13 protein-coding genes are annotated in these 18,195 nt (G+C 71.3%); 7 read left to right on the top strand and 6 right to left on the bottom strand.

Annotated features, from left to right (window positions below):
• Window positions 1-228: 228 nt before the first annotated feature.
• From DSY14_RS12155 to DSY14_RS12170, 4 genes are all read right to left on the bottom strand, one after another.
• Window positions 229-606 carry a Fur family transcriptional regulator gene (locus DSY14_RS12155; RefSeq protein WP_211716622.1) on the bottom strand — a complete coding sequence of 126 codons (378 nt, stop codon included), beginning with the start codon at window positions 604-606 and terminating at the stop codon, window positions 229-231.
• Window positions 603-1,505: a metal ABC transporter permease gene (locus tag DSY14_RS12160; protein ID WP_211716623.1), complete on the bottom strand. Its 903-nt coding sequence runs from the start codon at window positions 1,503-1,505 to the stop codon at window positions 603-605. Before DSY14_RS12160 ends, DSY14_RS12155 begins: the two co-directional genes overlap by 4 nt.
• Window positions 1,498-2,349 carry a metal ABC transporter ATP-binding protein gene (locus tag DSY14_RS12165; RefSeq protein WP_211716624.1) on the bottom strand — a complete coding sequence of 284 codons (852 nt, stop codon included), beginning with the start codon at window positions 2,347-2,349 and terminating at the stop codon, window positions 1,498-1,500. The genes DSY14_RS12160 and DSY14_RS12165 overlap by 8 nt, the downstream gene beginning before the upstream one ends.
• A 74-nt stretch (window positions 2,350-2,423) precedes the next feature.
• Window positions 2,424-2,819, bottom strand: coding sequence for a DUF6703 family protein (locus DSY14_RS12170; RefSeq protein ID WP_211716625.1), 396 nt, complete (start codon window positions 2,817-2,819; stop codon window positions 2,424-2,426).
• A 530-nt stretch (window positions 2,820-3,349) separates the two neighbouring features.
• Between DSY14_RS12170 and DSY14_RS12175 the strand changes: the two genes are divergently transcribed.
• The 4 genes from DSY14_RS12175 to fdhD all read left to right on the top strand — a co-directional run bounded on the left by DSY14_RS12175 (window position 3,350) and on the right by fdhD (window position 10,189).
• Entirely contained in the window at window positions 3,350-7,096 is a 3,747-nt protein-coding gene (locus DSY14_RS12175) for a CDP-glycerol glycerophosphotransferase family protein (RefSeq protein ID WP_211716626.1), read from the top strand.
• Window positions 7,097-7,229: 133 nt separating this feature from the next.
• Complete coding sequence (locus tag DSY14_RS12180) at window positions 7,230-7,523, top strand: antibiotic biosynthesis monooxygenase family protein (protein WP_211716627.1); 294 nt, start codon at window positions 7,230-7,232, stop codon at window positions 7,521-7,523.
• Window positions 7,524-7,717: 194 nt separating this feature from the next.
• Window positions 7,718-9,106 (top strand): glycine--tRNA ligase, encoded by a 1,389-nt coding sequence (locus tag DSY14_RS12185; RefSeq protein ID WP_211716628.1) that lies wholly within the window; start codon window positions 7,718-7,720, stop codon window positions 9,104-9,106.
• Window positions 9,107-9,343: 237 nt separating this feature from the next.
• Window positions 9,344-10,189 (top strand): formate dehydrogenase accessory sulfurtransferase FdhD, encoded by an 846-nt coding sequence (gene fdhD / locus DSY14_RS12190; protein WP_211716629.1) that lies wholly within the window; start codon window positions 9,344-9,346, stop codon window positions 10,187-10,189.
• Window positions 10,190-10,292: 103 nt separating this feature from the next.
• Here the strand turns inward: fdhD and DSY14_RS12195 are convergent, their stop codons facing one another.
• Together DSY14_RS12195 and DSY14_RS12200 are read right to left on the bottom strand one after the other, a co-directional pair.
• Window positions 10,293-11,069 (bottom strand): class I SAM-dependent methyltransferase, encoded by a 777-nt coding sequence (locus tag DSY14_RS12195; RefSeq protein ID WP_211716630.1) that lies wholly within the window; start codon window positions 11,067-11,069, stop codon window positions 10,293-10,295.
• 361 nt (window positions 11,070-11,430) lie between these two features.
• Complete coding sequence (locus tag DSY14_RS12200; RefSeq protein ID WP_211716643.1) at window positions 11,431-12,108, bottom strand: hemolysin III family protein; 678 nt, start codon at window positions 12,106-12,108, stop codon at window positions 11,431-11,433.
• A 578-nt stretch (window positions 12,109-12,686) separates the two neighbouring features.
• Between DSY14_RS12200 and ppdK the strand changes: the two genes are divergently transcribed.
• The 3 genes from ppdK to DSY14_RS12215 all read left to right on the top strand — a co-directional run bounded on the left by ppdK (window position 12,687) and on the right by DSY14_RS12215 (window position 18,155).
• The gene (gene ppdK / locus DSY14_RS12205) at window positions 12,687-15,392 is read left to right on the top strand and encodes a pyruvate, phosphate dikinase (protein ID WP_211716631.1); all 2,706 of its coding nucleotides are present in this window, start codon (window positions 12,687-12,689) and stop codon (window positions 15,390-15,392) included.
• A gap of 322 nt (window positions 15,393-15,714) precedes the next feature.
• On the top strand, window positions 15,715-16,824 hold the full coding sequence (locus DSY14_RS12210) for a YdcF family protein (RefSeq protein WP_211716632.1): 1,110 nt from the start codon (window positions 15,715-15,717) through the stop codon (window positions 16,822-16,824).
• An 80-nt stretch (window positions 16,825-16,904) separates the two neighbouring features.
• Window positions 16,905-18,155 carry a deoxyguanosinetriphosphate triphosphohydrolase gene (locus tag DSY14_RS12215; protein WP_211716633.1) on the top strand — a complete coding sequence of 417 codons (1,251 nt, stop codon included), beginning with the start codon at window positions 16,905-16,907 and terminating at the stop codon, window positions 18,153-18,155.
• The last annotated feature ends 40 nt before the right edge of the window (window positions 18,156-18,195 follow it).

Consider the following 18,195-nt stretch of genomic DNA (forward strand, 5'->3'; position numbering starts at 1 on the left):
CTCGCCATAAGCCCGGGCCCGGCGAGAGCGCCTCGGCGGGGCGCCCCTGGACACACGGCCGAAGGCAGGCTCCGTGAGCGTCGGCGGGCCCGGGTTCCGGTCACCGGGGGCCGTGCGCACCCTGCGCGACCGTGCTCACCGGCGGCCGGGAACCGGAGCCCGGCCGCACGGTCCCGACACGAAGAAACCCCGCCACGGGGGCGGGGTTCGGAAACGGTGCGCGGTCGGTCAGGCGCGGGAGCACTCGGCGCAGGTACCGAACACCTCGACGGTGTGCGTGACCCCGGTGAACCCGTGTTGGGCGCCGACCTCGGCGGCCCAGCGCTCCACGGTGGGACCTTCGATCTCCACGGCGGTGGAGCACACCCGGCACACCAGGTGATGGTGGTGGCTCTCGGTGTCGCACGCCCGGTAGACGGCCTCGCCCTCGTCGGTGCGCAGCACGTCCACCTCGCCCGCGTCGCTCAGCGCCTGGAGGGCGCGGTAGACGGTGGTCAGGCCGATCTTGGAGCCGTCGGCGCGCAGGTCCGCGTACAGGTCCTGGGCGCTGCGGAAACCGGAGGACGTCGTCAGTGCCTCTCGCACGGCCTCGCGTCGTGTACTCATGGTGTCACCTTCCCCCGATCGGTCTGGAGCATCGTATCCGTGGGGCCTGCCGACGCCGGTGGGCGGGGGGCGGCCCCTCTGCGTCTGGTGGCCCTGCGCAGCACGCTCCCCACGACCACCGCCACGCAGTACACCACCAGGGCCAGCAGGACGATGGTCGCGCCCGGTGCCAGGTCCGAGTAGAACGCCGTGGTCAGTCCGCCCAGTGAGGACACCAGGCCGATGAGCACGGCCAGTCCCATGGTCACACGGAAACTCCGGCTGAGTTGCTGCGCCGCGGCGACGGGAACGATCATCAGCGCGCTCACCATCAGCACGCCCACCACGCGCATCGCGATCACCACGGTCAGCGCCGCGGTCACGGCCAACAGGATGCTCAGGAAGCGGACCGGCAGGCCGTGGGCCCGCGCCACCTCCTCGTCCTGGCACAGCACGAACAGCTCCCGGCCGAACACCGCGAGAACGCCGAGCACGCCCAGGGCGAGGACACCGACGATCCAGATGTCCTCCTCGGCGACCGTGCTCACCGAACCGAACAGGAACGAGGTCAGGGTGGCGTTGCTCGCCCCCGGGGTCAACCCGATGAGGAGGACGCCGCCGGCGATGCCGCCGTAGAACAGCAGGGCCAGCGCCACGTCACCGCTCGTCCGTGTGCGCACCCGCACCAGTTCCATGAGGACGGCGCCCACGGTCGCCACCACCGCCGCGGTCACCACGGGGGAGGTGCTCGTGAGCAGGCCCAACGCCACACCGGTCAGCGCCACGTGGCCGATGCCATCGCCCAACAGCGCCAGACGCCGCTGGACGAGGAAGGTGCCGATCACCGGGGTGACCAGACCCACCAGCACCGCGGCGATCAGCGCGCGTCGCATGAACTCGTAGTGGAGCAGCTCAGTCACGGTGGGGCACCTCGAGTCGGACGATCTCCGCGTGCGCGTCGGTGGGGGCGACCCGCGGGTCGGGGTCGTTGGGGTCGGGATGGGGGTGCTGGTGCTCGTGCCCGGGGCGCGCGCAGTCCCCGGTGGCCTCGGGCGGCGCGCCGTCGTGCACCACACGGCCGTGCTCCAGCACCACCGCGCGTTCGATGACGGTCTCCAGCGGGCCGAGTTCGTGCAGGACCAGCACCACGGTGCTGCCCTGGTCGCGCAGACGGCCGATGGCGTGGGCCAACGCCCGCTGGTTCTCGGCGTCCACGCCCGCCATGGGCTCGTCCATGACGAAGGTGTCGGGACGTCCGGCCAGGGCCCGGGCGATGAGGACCCGCTGTTGCTGCCCGCCGGAGAGCTCCCGGACGGCGTCACCGGCCCGGTCGCTCAGGTCGACGGCGGCCAGGGCCTCGTCGACGGCGGCGCGGTCGGCGCGGGTGGGCAGGGACAGGCGGCGGCGTCGGGCGACCTGTCCGGAGGCGACGATCTCGCGGACCGTGGCGGGCACGGCGCCCCCGGCGGTGAGTCGCTGGGGCACGTAGCCGATGCGCTTCCAGTCGCGGAACCGACGCAGGGCCGTCCCGTGGACGCGGATCTCACCCGAGGTGAGGGGAACGATGCCGAGCATCGCGCGCATGAGCGTCGACTTGCCCGAACCGTTGGGGCCGAGGACGGCCATGGTCTGACCCGAGGGAATGCGAAGGTCCACGCCGTCGAGGACGGGGACGCCGTCGTAGGCGGCGTGCGCGCCGATGGCCTGGAAGGCGGGTGGGGTGTCGGGGGTCGGTTCCCCCGCCCCGGTGAACTGGGCAGACACCCCCACATTATGGCGAAAACGAAAATGGTTGTCAAAATTCTGAAGGGTGTCCGTCCGGGGGCGCCCGTGCCCCCTCAGTAGCCCAGGGCCCGCGCCACCGCCAACACCAGCACCACCAGGATCATCACCACGCGAGGCGTCCGTTGCCGCCGGTCCAGCGTCGGCCAGGTCAGGAACGCCAACCACGTGAAGAACACCGCCACCAGGGCCAGGCACAGGGCGCCCACCACACCCGGGGCCAGCAGACCCGCGATGAACAGCGCGCCCAGCACGACCGGGGCCAGGGCTCGCGGGCGACGGTGCAACCACACCAGGGGGACCGCGCTGCGCCGCTCCACCTCCCGGCGCCACCGCCCCGCGCCCGGGGTGAACAGAGAGTCCCCCGGCGGAAGCGGTCGTCTCGATCCGCCCGGGTCGCCCCGACCCCGGCCGCTCCGCCGCCGCTCGTCCTCGTGTTCGGGAGAGGCCATCGCCGCCCGTTCCCCCTTCGTCCGTGTCCGGCTACCGCCCGAGGCCCCGTACACCCGTGTCCGCCGGGACGTCTCGTCCCGAGCCCCTGGTAGATTCGCTGATGTTCGAGGCAGGCGAACGGACACGCGCGGGAAGGCGATCCGTGCCTGCCGTGCTCCGCTGCGAGAACATGGTGAAGCCTCGCAGTCGGGGCGTGCGGCCTCAGGGCCACCATGTCAGTCAAGCAGGAACCGACCGCCGCCGCGAGGCGTGCGGCGCCACCCGAACCACTCCGGGTGCAGACCCCGGCGAGGGAGGAAAGCCGAGATCGTGGGTCAGACCCTGCTCAAGGGCACCGCGGCGTAGGGACGGGCATCGTCGCCCGCCCACGCAGCCCCTCTCCCCCCGGTTCCGGCTGTCCGGGGCTCGGTGCACGAAGGGTCGAGTACCTTCTACATTCAGTCATCGACCGCCTGATCAGCGCGGACCGTCCGCACTACGGTGCCCGCACGTCGTTCAGCGACGAACCCTCCGGAGGGTGTCAACTTCCGTGCCCGAACCCACAGTCATCGTGACGTTCGACGTCACCGAGCCTCATCTGCAGAACTGTCTCGACTCCCTGGCCCGTCAACGCGACGACAGCCACGTCGAGGTCGCGCCGAGCGAGGGCTCCGTCCGGCCCGACACCGAGGTCGTCCTCGTGCCGGTCCGCAACGGTGCCGCCGCCGCGTCCCGGCCCACCGATCCGGAGGCCCCCGAGGGGCGGACCACCGAACCGGACGCCAACGGGGAGAACGGCGACGACGAGTCCACCGAGGCCGTCCCCGACGAAACGGGTCCCGACGAACCGGGCCCCGAGGAGAACGACCAGGGCGACGAGGCCGTCGCGCCCGTCCGCGAGGACGGGCTCGCCGTGGCCCGCGCCTTCGCCAAGGCACCGCCCGCGGGTCTGCGCGTGCGTTTCCTGGACGGCGACCCGGCCCCGCACCACCCCGAGGCCCGCGCCCGCGGCGCGGCCGCGGCGGCGGGCAGCCACCTGCTCTTCCTTTCCGGCTCCGACGCTCTGACCGGCTACGCCGTCGCCCACCTGACCCACAGCGCCGCCGACACGCGCTCGGACCTGGTCATCGGCAACGTTCACCGGTTCAACGAGCTGGGCGCCGCACCCTCCAAGGCGCACCGGAAACTGTGCGGCCACGTCCGCCTCGCCGAGGACCCCCGGAACATCCCCGGCCTGGCCTCCGACGCCACCCTGGGCAACCGGCTCTGGCGCAAGGAGTTCTGGCTCTCGCAGGCCGTGCCCGAGACCGACCCCGAGGACGACGACCTCGCCATCCGACGGCTGAGCCTGCGCGCCGACGCGGTCGACGTGCTGCCGGCCCCCGTCCTGCTCATGCGTGAACGCACCCGGGTCCGGCTCCCGCTGGAGGAGGACGCCCTCACCCGGCGACTGACGACGATGCGTCGGATCGCCGAGGACCTGACCGTCGCCGACCGGGAACTGTGGGACCGCACGCTCCTCGCCGGGGAGCTCCACGGTCTCCTCCTGCGCCTGGACGACGCCGACGCCCCGGTACGCGACACCGCCATCGACCTGCTCAACGCCTACCTGGACCACGTCGACGGGGCGCTCCTGCGCGCCCTGCCGGTCCTGGACCGCCTGCTCTACCACCTGGTGCGCAAGCGCCGGGTCGACGACGTGCTGGAGGTCGCCACCTTCGCCAAGAGCGTCGAGATCAAGAAGGCGACCGCCGTCCGGCAGGGGCTGGGTTACTACATCCGCTACCCGTTCTTCGAGACCGACGACCCGGCCAAGGCCGTCCCACGCGAGCTCTACCGGCTCGAGGACGAGATCAAGGTCCGTCAGAAGACCGAGGCCGTGCACTGGGAGGACGGCCGGCTGCACATCGGCGGTCGCGTCGGCATCCGGCACCTGCGCGCCCACAAGCGCTGGCACCAGCACATCGTCGCCTTCGCGGTGAACACCGTCACCAAGCGGCGCATTCGCGTGCCCGTCCAGGTGCGCCTGGCCGCCGAGTACCGCCTGCCCGACCTGCCCGACGCCGCACGCCACGACTACGGCGGCTTCACGGCGATCCTGGACCCGCGCCGCCTGCGCTCGGCGCGCACCTGGGAACCCGGCGACTGGAGGATCGAGCTCGTCGTCTTCAACCGCGGCCTGACCCGGCGCAAGTTCCTCTCCAACCCCCTGTCGGGGCAGCCGGAACGGCCCGGCTATCACAACGTCGACGACGACGTGTGGATCCGGCCGCACTGGAACAAGGACCGGCACCTGGTCGTCAGCGTCGAACCGGCGCGGGCGCGGGTGACCGAACATCGGTTCGACGCGCACACCGCCGAACTCCTCGTCGGGGGCGAGCTGCTGTCGCCGCCCGCCGCGGAGGCCACCGAGCTCCGGCTGATCCGGCGTCCCGGCACCGCCCGCCTGTCCTACCCCGTGCGGATCGAGGGCGGCCGTTTCAGCGCCCGCGTGCGCGCCGAGGAACTCTTCGCCCGGGGTCTCAGCGAGTGCGGGGGAGTGATCCGCCAGGAGGAGTGGGACGCCGAACTGGTCACCCGCGACGGGGCACGCGTGCCCCTGATCCTCCCGGACGAGGTGCCCGGCAGCCCCTACAACTCCGACGGCGCCCAACAGGAACTGGTGGTCCTGCGCACGGCCACCGGACACCTGAAGCTGCGCGCCGGCCGGGCGCGGCCCGTGGTCGACAGCGCCGAGTGGAACGAACGCACCCTGGTCCTGGGCGGCGAGTTCCCCACCGGGGTGGACCTGCGGATCGTGGCCAAGGCCCGCGGGCGGGACGAGGAGCACGAACTCGTCGTCGAACGCGACGGCGGGCGCTTCACCACCCGCTTCGACCCCTCCCGCATCACCACCCTGTCCGGGGAGATCTCCCTGCCCGCCGGCTCCTACCAACTGTGGGGTCGTATCGGCGAGGAGATCGCGGACGAGGCCCCCGGGGCCGCGACCGAGGTCGAGAGCGTCGACGTGGGCGTGGAGTTCGCCGACGCCCTCATCGGCCGGCTGCCGTCGGAGACCCGGAGCCCCGAACGCACCTACACGTTGACCTACCAGAACCGCGGGATCCCCGTGATCCAGGTCGGCAGCGACCTGCGCCCCGTCGAGCGGGGCGCCTTCGCCCAGCGTCGGCTGCGGGAGGTCTTCTACCCGGCTCAGCGGGAACTGCCCGTCACCGAGGGCGTCCTGTTCGACACCTACACCGGGCGCCAGTACTCGGACAGCCCCCAGAGCATCTACGCCGAGCTGCGCGGACGCGGACAGTGGGCCGACTATCCGATGTCGTGGCTGGTCGCCGACGGTCAGGTGCGCCTGCCCGAGGACCTCACCCCGGTGCGGCACAAGGGCGAGGAGTACCACCGTGAGCTGGCGCGCAGCCGCTACCTGGTGACCAACTCCCGCCAGCCCAACTGGTTCCACCGCCACCCCGACCAGACGGTCGTGCAGACCTGGCACGGGTCGATGCTCAAGCGCATCGGCTTCGACGTGGACAACATCCGCGGCAAGTCGCGCGACTACTTCGACAAGCTGGCCTGGGAGACACGGCAGTGGGACTACCTGGTCTCGCCCAGCCCGTGGGCGACGCCCATCCTGCGCAGCGCCTTCCGCTTCGAGGGCGAGATCCTGGAGACCGGCTACCCGCGCAACGACATCTTCTTCGCCGCCGACCGGGAACGCGTCGCCGAACGCACCCGTCGTCTCCTCGGTCTGCCCGAGGGCAAGAAGGTCGTGCTGTACGCGCCCACCTGGCGCGACGACAAGTACTACACGCGCGGCAAGCACAAGCTGGACCTGCACCTGGACCTGCGCCGGATGTACGAGAAGCTCGGTGACGACCACGTGCTGTTGGTGCGGCGTCATCCCCGCGTGGTGGACAGCGTGCCGATCGTCGGCGAGGACTTCGTCTACGACGTGTCCCTGTACCCGGAGATCATGGAGCTGTTCCTGATCACCGACGTGCTCATCACCGACTACTCGTCGATGATGTTCGACTTCGCCAACACCGGTCGCCCCATGCTCTTCTTCACCTACGACCTGGAGGGCTACCGGGACAACCTGCGCGGGTTCTACTTCGACTTCGAGGAGACCGCGCCCGGACCGTTGCTGACCGAATCCGACGACGTCATCGCGGCCCTGCTCGACATCGACGAGGTGGCCGAGCGCTCCGGTGCCTCCTATCGGGCGTTCGTGGAACAGTTCTGCCCCCTGGACGACGGCCACGCCGCCGCCAGGGTCGTGGACCGCGTCTTCGGCGCCTGACCTCGGGTGGAGCCGGCGGACCATCGCCGGTCCCGCCCACCACCCGCGCGGAGCGCGCGACCCACGGCCGTGCGAGCGGGCCGCCCCGGGACCCCCGGGGCGGCCCGCTCGCCGTCTGCGCCACAATGGAGCGGTGATCGTCATCACCCGTTACTCCGTGCCCGAGGCCGAGACCGAGGCCTTCCGCAACGACGCCGACGCCGCCGTGGCGGTCCTGTCCCGGCGCCCCGGCTTCCGGTGGCACCGCATCGGCCGCGCCGCCGACGACCCCACGCTGTGGACCGTCGTGACCGAGTGGGACGGCGCCGGGTTCTACCGCCGGGCCCTGTCCGACTTCGAGGTCAAGGTCACCGCCGTGCCGTTGCTGTCCCGCGCCATCGACGAACCCAGCGCCTTCGAGATCCTCGGGACCGACGACACCCCTTGACCTCATATGCGGGGAATCGGCGGTGTGCGGCCGTGGTGAAGGGGTACGCGAGCGTTCCACGATTGCTCTAGCCTGGGGTGACGCGGTCGCCCGGAGCGCCACATCCGTGGTCCCGCGCGTGATCCGCGTTTCCACACACGACGATGTATCGCGAACAGCGATCCACCGACCGCCAGCCGGATGGAGAGTCACCCATGGCCGCCAAGTCAGAGGCAATGGACGCACTGGTCAACCTCGCCAAGCGCCGAGGTCTGGTCTACCCCTCCAGCGAGATCTACGGAGGTCTGCGCGCCGCCTGGGACTACGGCCCCCTGGGCGTGGAGCTGAAGAACAACGTCAAGCGCCAGTGGTGGCGTTCGATGGTGCAGGAGCGCGACGACATCGTGGGCCTGGACTCCAGCGTGATCCTGGCCCGTGAGGTCTGGGAGGCCTCCGGCCACGTCAAGGAGTTCGTCGACCCGCTCACCGAGTGCCAGTCCTGCCACAAGCGCTTCCGCGCGGACCACCTCATCGAGGCCTACGAGGAGAAGCACGGGCACGAGCCCGCCGAGGGCCTGGCCGCCATCGCCTGCCCCAACTGCGGCGCCAAGGCCTCCTTCACCGAGCCGCGCATGTTCAACGGTCTGCTCCGCACCTTCCTGGGCCCGGTCCAGGACGAGAAGGGCCTCGCCTACCTCCGCCCGGAGACCGCGCAGGGCATCTTCATCAACTACAAGAACGTCGAGCAGAGCGCCCGCCGCAAGGTCCCCTTCGGCATCGGCCAGATCGGCAAGTCCTTCCGCAACGAGATCACCCCGGGCAACTTCATCTTCCGGACCCGCGAGTTCGAGCAGATGGAGATGGAGTTCTTCTGCAAGCCCGGCAGTGACGAGGAATGGCACCAGTACTGGATCGACCAGCGTCACCAGTGGTACCTGGACCTCGGCATCGCCAAGGACAACCTGCGCCTGTACGAGCACCCCGCGGACAAGCTGTCCCACTACTCCAAGCGGACCGTGGACATCGAGTACCGGTTCAACTTCCAGGGCAGCGAGTGGGGTGAGCTGGAGGGCGTCGCCAACCGCACCGACTTCGACCTCAAGACCCACGCCGAGGCCTCCGGCGTCGACCTCTCCTACTTCGACCAGGAGAACAACGAGCGCTACATCCCCTACGTCATCGAGCCGGCGGCCGGTGTCGACCGGGCGGTGCTCACGTTCATGCTCGACGCCTACAACGTCGACGAGGCGCCCAACGCCAAGGGCAAGCTGGAGAAGCGCGCCGTCATGCGTCTGGACCCGCGCCTGTCCCCGGTCAAGGCCGCCGTGCTGCCGCTGTCGCGCAACACCGACCTGTCGCCCAAGGCCCGGGACCTGGCTGCCGCGCTGCGCAAGCGGTGGAACGTGGAGTTCGACGACGCCGGCGCCATCGGTCGCCGTTACCGTCGCCAGGACGAGATCGGTACCCCGTTCTGCGTCACGGTGGACTTCGACACCCTTGAGGACAACGCCGTGACCGTGCGTGAGCGCGACACCATGTCGCAGGAGCGCGTCTCCCTGGACAACGTCGAGATGTACCTGCTGGAGCGTCTGCCCGGCTGCTGATCGACCGGGTTCGCGCGGGGACCCGCGCTTCTCGGGCCCTGTCGCCTCGCTCGCGCGAGACGACAGGGCCTCGTCGTGTCCCGGGACCGTCCGAGGGTTCGGTGGCCGGGGCCCGATCGTGCCCACGCGTGCCGGCGACCCCGACCCCGACCCCGACCCCGACCTGTACCTCTCCCACCGGCGGTTGTACGCGCACAGGTGATCGGTGGAGGCCGACGCCGGAACGGGGGGTGTTTCATGGGGCGGGTCACGACACGACAGCGGGTCCTGAGGATCAGGGACGGCGTCGTGAGCGAGCGCGCCGACACCCTGGTGGCCGAGGAGCCCCTGGAGGTGCGGATCGACGGTGCACCGCTCACGGTCACCATGCGCACCCCCGGACACGACTTCGACCTGGCGGCAGGGTTCCTGGTGGGGGAGGGCGTGCTGCGGCACGCCGACGACCTCACGGCGATCCGGTACTGCGCCGGTGCGACCGAGGACGGCTCCAACACCTTCAACGTGCTGGACGTGACCCTGGCCCCGCACGTGCCGGCGCCCGACACCTCCCTGGAGCGCAACTTCTACACGACTTCGTCCTGTGGGCTGTGCGGTAAGGCCAGCCTGGACGCGGTGCGCACCCAGGCGACGTGGTCGGTGGCCGAGGACGACTCCCGGATCGCGCTGTCCACCCTGACGACACTGCCGGACCGGCTGCGCGAGGCCCAGCGGGTGTTCGACCGCACCGGGGGACTCCACGCGGCGGGCCTGTTCACCGCCGAGGGCGAACTGCTGGTGGCCCGTGAGGACGTGGGCCGGCACAACGCCGTCGACAAGGTCGTGGGCTGGGCCCTGCGCGAGGGACGCACACCGCTGCGCGGGAGCGTGCTGATGGTCTCCGGCCGGGCCTCCTTCGAGTTGGTCCAGAAGGCCTGGATGGCGGGGATCCCCACGCTGGCCGCGGTGTCCGCGCCCTCCTCGCTCGCGGTCGACCTGGCCGCGGAGGCCGGGATGACCCTGGTCGGTTTCCTGCGCGGGGCGTCCATGAACGTCTACGCGGGCCGGGAACGGGTGCTGCTGGAGGAGACCGCCGGTCGGCTCTGACGGTCCCGTCGCACTCCTTTCCTCCCGCGCCCCGGTCCGGGTGTGCGGGTCCTCGCCCCATCGCGGTGACCCGGGCACCGAGGAGGGGCGGCCGTCGGTCCCCTCACGGCGTCGACCGGTCGCCCGGTGACGGCGGTGCCTCCAGGACGAAGAAGAGGAAGCCGATCCGGGTCGAGAGCGCCTGGAAGCCGTCGGGGAACACCTCTCGAGCGGCCGGGTCGGGCTGCGGCTCGCTGATGGCCGAGAGACGGAGACCGGCGGCGGTGAAGGCGTCGGTCATCGCGTGCAGTGGTCGGCGCCAGAACCTCAGTGGGACGGACCGTTCGCCGAACGTGAACGTGTCGGAGTAGGCGGTGACCGCGAAGTAGTCGGGCCGTGGGTCCCGCATCGCGTAGTCCGTGAACGGGTGCTGCACGGAAGCGAGCAGACGGCCACCCGGTCTGAGCACACGGCGTATCTCGGTCAGGGTGGGTCCCCAGTCCTCCAGGTAGTGCAGCACCAGCGAGGCCACCACGTCGTCGAACGCGCCATCGGCGAACGGCAGGGGGTCGCGCAGGTCGACCTCGCGCAGGTCCGTGTCGTCCCCGAGCCGCCGGCGGGCCAGGTCCAGCATGGCGGCGCTGCCGTCGATCCCTGTGACCTCGGCCCCGCGGTCGCGCAGGGCCGCGGCCAGGGGACCCGCGCCGCAGCCGGCGTCCAGGATCCGGTGGCCGGTCACGTCCCCGGCGAGGGCCACCATCGCGGGCCGCTCGTAGTAGGCGTTCTGGAGGTTGCTCTCGTTGTCCGCCGCGTACGCCTCGGCGAAGCCGTCGTAGGCGTTCACCCCGGCCGGCTCCGGGTACCGGGCGGGGGTCTGGGGCGGGTCGGTTCCTCGGTCCATGCGCGGATCCTCGTGCGCACCCGCCCCGACGCACAGGCCCTGACGCTGGCGCGAGGGGGAGGACGTGGGCCCTGGGGCGCGTGACCACAGTGGTCGGGGACGACCGTGGGCGATCGCGGGCACAGCAGAGACGACCGGACCCGGGGGGATGTGGTTTCCGGTCGCCTCCTGGAACCCTTGGCCGCACACGACCGCGGGAACCGACTCCAACGTAGCGGTTGGGCTCGGGGGGTTCCGGGGAGTTTCGGTACCGGTGTCCTGCTGCGTAAGCGAATCGTGACGAATCGGTCGCCGGTGACGCTCGCGGCGTTCCCTGGGGGACCCGTTCCGCCGGTCCGGTGACGGGCGCGGCGGTGGGCGGTCAGCCGGTGGTGTACACGACGAAGGACACCGCGATGTAGTGGCACACGAACGCCGCGATGGTCAGCGAGTGGAAGATCTCGTGGAAACCGAACCAGCGGGGCGCGGGGTCGGGACGCTTGAGCCCGTAGACCACGGCGCCCACGCTGTAGAGCACGCCGCCGACCAGGATGAGGATCCACGTGGCCGGGTGCGTGCCGTTCACCAGGTCGGGGATGAACAGCACCGCGACCCAGCCGATGGCCAGGTACAGGGCCGTGGACAACCAGCGCGGCGCGTTCAGCCACAGCAGCTTGAACGTCACGCCCGCGATCGCCCCGCCCCACACCAGCGCGAGCATGGCGGCGCGCAGCGTGCCGTCCAGGACGAGCACGATGAACGGCGTGTAGGTGCCGGCGATGATGAGGTAGATGTTCGAGTGGTCCAAGCGGCGCAGGACCCGTTGGGCGCGTGGCGACCAGCGGCCCACGTGGTACACGGCCGAGGTGCTGAACAACAGGACCGAACTGAGGGCGTAGACCGCCGCGGCGAGCATGGCGGGCACGGTGGGGGAGAGCGCCACCAGGACCACGCCCGCGGCCAGGGCGAGCGGGGCGGTGCCCAGGTGCAGCCAACCGCGCAGACGGGGCTTGACGGCCTCCAGCAGGTCCCCGGCGGCCGCGGCGGCCCGTTCGGGCACGGAGGAGGCCTCCCGGTCGACGTCCTCTTCGGTCCGGTCCGGGGCGGCCTGTGTTCGGTCGTCCTGTCGCCGGGTCCCGGTCCTCTCGCCCGCCTCCGACCCCTGCTTCTTCGCCACAGCGCGCCTACCCTTTCCGGTCCGTCCCCGCCCTCTGGCGGGTTCCCCCACAGCCTAACTTACGGATGCGTAGGTTACCTTCCGGTAATCCTGTGTCGCCCCGCACAGTGGAGCCTCCGAGGCCCGGTGCGGTGGGCGAGTGCCCGGCCGTGACACCCACATCATGGCGGACCTTGGGGCGTGGATCGGACCGGTCGCGCCGACCGGGGTCGGCGTGCCGTGCGGTCCCCGCCCGCCGAGCCCCGGTCGGTGCGCGGGGACGCGCCTCGCCCCCGTCGGTGGCGGCCGTCCGCCGCCCGTGGACGGTCTCCCCACCGGAGACGAGCCTCGTCGTGCGACGGCCCCTGTCATAAAAGAGCGCTCCCTGGAGGGTCGCTTGGGTCGAATGTGGAAAGGGTCGCGCCCAGATCCAGGGGTGAACCGTCACCTCCGGTTCGCCGAGAGAGCGAGGGAGCACCCCCGTGACCAAGTACGTCTACACCTTCACCGAGGGCGACAAGGACCTGAAGGACCTTCTCGGCGGCAAGGGGGCCAACCTCGCCGAGATGACCAACATCGGTCTCCCCGTTCCTCCCGGATTCACCATCACCACCGAGGCGTGCCGTCACTACCTCGACCACCGCACCATGCCCGAGGGGCTGGACGCCGAGATCGAGGCGCACCTCGTCGCACTGGAGGCCACCCTGGGGCGCGGCCTCGGCCAGGCCGACGACCCCCTGCTGGTGAGCGTGCGTTCGGGCGCCCCGTTCTCCATGCCCGGAATGATGGAGACCGTTCTCAACGTCGGGCTCAACGACGACTCCGTCCTCGGCCTCGCGACCCGCGGCGGCGACGAGCGCTTCGCCTGGGACTCCTACCGCCGACTCATCCAGATGTTCGGCAGGACCGTCCTGGACCTCGACGGCGCCCTCTTCGAGGACGTCATCGACGCGCTCAAGGCAGAGAAGGGCGTCACCGACGACCCCGACCTCGACGCCGCGGACCTCCGCCGGCTCGTCGCGCGGTTCAAGGAGATCGTCGCCGAACAGACCGGGCGTCCCTTCCCGAGCGATCCGCGCGAACAGATGAGACAGGCCATCAGGGCCGTCTTCGACTCCTGGAACGCGCCCCGCGCCGTCCTCTACCGGCGCCGGGAGCGCATCCCGGCCGATCTCGGCACCGCCGTCACCGTGTGCTCCATGGTGTTCGGCAACCTCGGTGCGGACTCCGGGACCGGCGTCGCCTTCACCCGCGACCCGGCGACCGGATGGCCCGGTGTCTACGGTGACTACCTGCAGAACGCCCAGGGCGAGGACGTGGTGGCGGGCACCCGCAACACGGTGCCCCTCGCCGAGCTCGCGACCATCGACGCCCGCAGCCACGCGGAGCTCATGGACATCATGGACACGCTGGAACGCCACTACCGCGACCTGTGCGACATCGAGTTCACCATCGAACGGGGCCGGCTCTGGATGCTCCAGACCCGGGTGGGCAAGCGCACCGCCGCGGCCGCGTTCCGGATCGCCGAACAGCTCGTCGACCAGGGCATGATCGGACTCGACGAGGCCGTCCAACGGGTCACCGGGGACCAGCTCGCACAGCTGATGTTCCCGCGCTTCGACGACCGGGCCGTGGCCGGGGACGACGTCCACCCGCTGGGCCACGGCATGAACGCCTCGCCCGGGGCCGCCGTGGGCAAGGCCGTCTTCGACTCCTACACGGCCCTCAAGTGGTCCCGGAGCGGGGAGCGGGTCATCCTCTGTCGCCGCGAGACCAACCCCGACGACCTCGAGGGCATGATCGCCGCCGAGGGCATCCTCACCAGCCGTGGCGGCAAGACCTCGCACGCGGCCGTCGTCGCCCGCGGAATGGGCAAGACCTGCGTCTGCGGCGCCGAGGAGCTGGACATCGACACCAAGAACCGGCGCATGTCGGCACCGGGCGGCGAGGTGGTCGAGGAGGGCGACGTCCTCTCCATCGACGGCACCAGCGGCCGGGTCTTCCTGGGTGAGGTACCCGTCGTGGACTCACCGGTCGTCCGCTACTTCGAGGGCGAGATCGACCCCGCCTCCGACCAGGCCGACGATCTCGTGCGCTCCGTTGACCGGATGATGCACTACGTCGACGCCGCCCGTCACCTGTACGTGCGCGCCAACGCCGACACCCCCGAGGACGCCGCCCGCGCGCGGCGCATGGGGGCCCAGGGCATCGGCCTGTGCCGCACCGAGCACATGTTCCTCGGTGACCGCCGTCGGCTGGTGGAGCACCTCATCCTCGCCGACACCCCCGAGGAACGGCGGGAGTCGTTGGAGGCCCTGCTGCCCCTGCAACGCGAGGACTTCGACGGCATCCTCGACGCGATGGACGGCCTGCCCGTCACGGTGCGTCTGCTCGACCCACCGCTGCACGAGTTCCTGCCCGACATCACCGAGCTGTCGGTGCGCGTGGCCGTGGCCGAGGCCCGCGGCGAGAGTCACGAGAACGACCTGCGCGTCCTCCAGGCGGTGCACCGGCTGCACGAACAGAACCCGATGCTGGGCCTGCGCGGCGTACGCCTGGGCCTGGTCGTCCCGGGCCTGTTCACCATGCAGGTCCGCGCCATCGCCGAGGCGGCCGTCGACCGGATCCGTGCGGGCGGCAGGCCACGCCCCGAGATCATGATCCCGTTGGTGGGCACGGTCCAGGAGTTGGAGATCATCCGCGAGGACGCCCTGACCGTGCTGCGCCGGGTCGGCGAGGAGAACGGGATGGAGCTCGACCTTCCCGTCGGAACCATGATCGAGCTGCCCCGCGCCGCGCTCACCGCCGGCCGGATCGCCGAGAACGCCGCGTTCTTCTCCTTCGGTACCAACGACCTGACCCAGACCGTCTGGGGCTTCTCCCGCGACGACGTCGAGGCGTCCTTCTTCTCCGCCTACCTGGAGAAGGGTGTGTTCGGTGTCTCCCCGTTCGAGTCCCTGGACGTGGACGGGGTGGGGCGCCTCATCCGCATCGCCGTCGACGAGGGGCGGGCGGCCCGCCCGGACATCACCCTCGGGGTGTGCGGTGAACACGGTGGTGATCCGGCGTCGGTGCACTTCTTCCACGACGTCGGGCTCGACTACGTGTCCTGTTCGCCGTTCCGGATCCCCGTGGCCCGTCTGGAGGCCGGTCGCGCCGCCGGGCGGGGGCCCGGCCACGTCCACTGACACGAGCGGATCCCCGGTCCGTGCGGGTGCCCGCGCGAGGGCGCCCGCACGGGCGCTTTCGGGCCCCGAGGACACTAGACTCATCCCGTGCGGCCACCCTGACCGAACCGGCCATCGTGACCTGTTCGTGATATGTTCGGGCCCCCGAGACGGTCGCCCCGCCGACGGCCCACCGCCGCTCCACGAGCGGACACGCCGGGCCGGTCCGACCACCACCCCACATACTTCCCGCGTACCCGGGTGCGGACAGCGAACCGGTGGGGGCCGGAGGACATCCCAGTGGGGGCAGGAATCCCTGAGACGATTGTGCGGAGGTGTGCCGGTGCGAACGGCCAGCGGCGATCGCGGAGACGAGGCCTGGGACGGTGCCAGGCCGACGTCGGCCGACGACGAGGCCACCCGGGTCTTCTCCCGAGGCGACCTCACCGACCCCTCCTCCGGGAGCGAGGCCACCCGCGCCTTTTCCCGTGACCCCGACGCCACCCGGGCCTTCGCCCGGGACGAGCTCGCCGACCGTACCCGTCGGTTCGATCACGTGGCCGACGAGGACAGGGAGGTGGCTGCGGACGGGGGGAGCGCGTTCACCCGCAGGTTCGTCCGCGAACGTCCCCTGCCGCGCGTCCACGACGACCGTGAACCGCGACCGGCCGCGCCCCCCACCGCCGACCTCGATCCCGTCGAGGACGTCCCCGACGCCCCCGCCGAACGCCGACGCGGCGACTCCGGAGGCGGCCGTGGCCGTGGCGGCGGACCCGGCCGCGGCTCGGGCGACGACGGTGCCCGCCCGCCGCGCGGCCCCCGGCGTCGCAGGCCGCGACGCTTCCGTGTGCGCTGGGTCATCACCCTCGTCCTGCTCGTGGCCCTGGCCGTCCCTCCCGGTACCTGGGGCTGGGTCTGGTACACCGCCCGTCAGGACGACCGCATGGCCTCCGACGCGATCATCGTGCTCGGCGCCAGCCAGTACAACGGCGTTCCCTCACCCGTCTTCGAGGCGCGCCTGCGCCAGGCCCAGGTCCTGTACCTGGAAGGCGTCGCCCCCATGATCGTGACCGTCGGCGGCAAGCAGCCCGACGACAACTTCACCGAGGCCGCCGCCGGGCGGAACTGGCTGATGGAGGTCGGAATCCCGGCCGACCACGTCGTCGCCGTGGAGGAGGGCAGCGACACCCTCCAGAGCTTCCAGGCCGTCGCCGAGGTGTTCGAATCCCGCCAGTGGGAGACCGCCATCCTCGTCTCCGACCCCTGGCACAGTCTGCGCTCGAAGGTCATGGCCGCCGATCACGGGATCGAGGCGGGCACCTCGCCGGCGCGCTCCGGACCCGCCGTCATCGAACGCCGCACCCAGCTCTGGTACATCACCAGGGAGACCGCCTCCCTTTGGTACTACTGGATCTTCAACGACAGCAGCGACATCCGCGTCAACGCCGCCTGATCCCGGACGCTCCGCTCCGACCAGGCGAAACGGCGCGCACCTGGCCCATTCGGTCGCCCTCGGCGAGTAAGGTCACCAGCATGACGACCACTCCGGGCGAGACCTCGGCGCGGGGCTACCGCGCCGACGACACCGAACGCTTCGCCCTCGAGTCCCGCAAGAGTCACCGACGCGGGCCCTTCGAGCGTGACCGCGCGCGCGTCCTGCACAGCTCCGCGCTGCGCCGGCTCTCCGCCAAGACGCAGGTCGTCCAACCCGGTGTCAGCGACTTCCCGCGCACCCGGCTCACCCACTCCCTGGAGTGCGCCCAGATCGGACGCGAGCTCGGCCGGGCGCTCGGCTGCGACCCCGACCTGGTCGAGGCCGCCTGCCTGTCCCACGACCTCGGACACCCGCCCTTCGGGCACAACGGCGAACGCGCCCTCGACGAGGCGGCCGCGGTCTGCGGCGGGTTCGAGGGCAACGCCCAGAGCCTGCGCCTGCTCGTCCGCCTCGAGGGCAAGGTCATCGACCCCGAGGGCCGCAGTGCCGGACTCAACCTCACCCGCGCCACCCTGGACGCCACCGTCAAGTACCCCTGGCGGCGCGGAGAGGGCGGTGCCACCCACAAGTTCAACTGCTACCCCGACGACACCGAGGTCTTCACCTGGCTGCGCAAGGGCGCGCCCGCGGGCCGCACCTGCTTCGAGGCACAGGTCATGGACTGGGCCGACGACGTCGCCTACTCCGTGCACGACGTCGAGGACGCCCTGCACGCCGGCCTGGTGCGCATGGCGGCCCTGCGCGACCCGGACGAACGCGCCGAGGTCGTCCGCATCGCCGCCGCCCACTACTGCGACGCCGAGCCGGCCGAACTCCAGGACGCCTACGTCGCCCTGCTCGCCGAACCGGGCTGGCCCGGCGAATTCACCGGGGACCTCGCCTCCCTGGCCGCGCTCAAGAACCTCACCAGCGAACTCATCGGCCGGTTCTGCCGCGCCGCGGAACAGGCCACCCGCGAGGTCCACGGTGGGGGGCGGCTCACCCGGTACGGGGCCGACCTCATCGTGCCCCGCCGCACCCGCCTGGAGTGCGCCCTGCTCAAGGCGGTGGCCGCGCACTTCGTGATGGGCCGTGAGGAGGCGCGCCGGTACCAGGTCGAGGAACGTCGGATGCTCACCGAGCTGGTCGACCTCCTCTGGCACGGCGCCCCCGGCGCCCTCGAACCCCAGTTCCGGTCCTCCTACGAGCACGCCGCCGACGACGCGGCGGCGCTGAGGGTGATCATCGACCAGGTCGCCTCGCTCACCGACACCTCCGCCTCCGCGCTGCACGCCAAGTCGTCCGGCTAGGACCTCGGCGACCCGCCACCACGGGTGTTCCCGGCTTCGG

The sequence above is a fragment of the Nocardiopsis sp. MG754419 genome (assembly GCF_018207095.1).
Classification (GTDB): domain Bacteria; phylum Actinomycetota; class Actinomycetes; order Streptosporangiales; family Streptosporangiaceae; genus Nocardiopsis.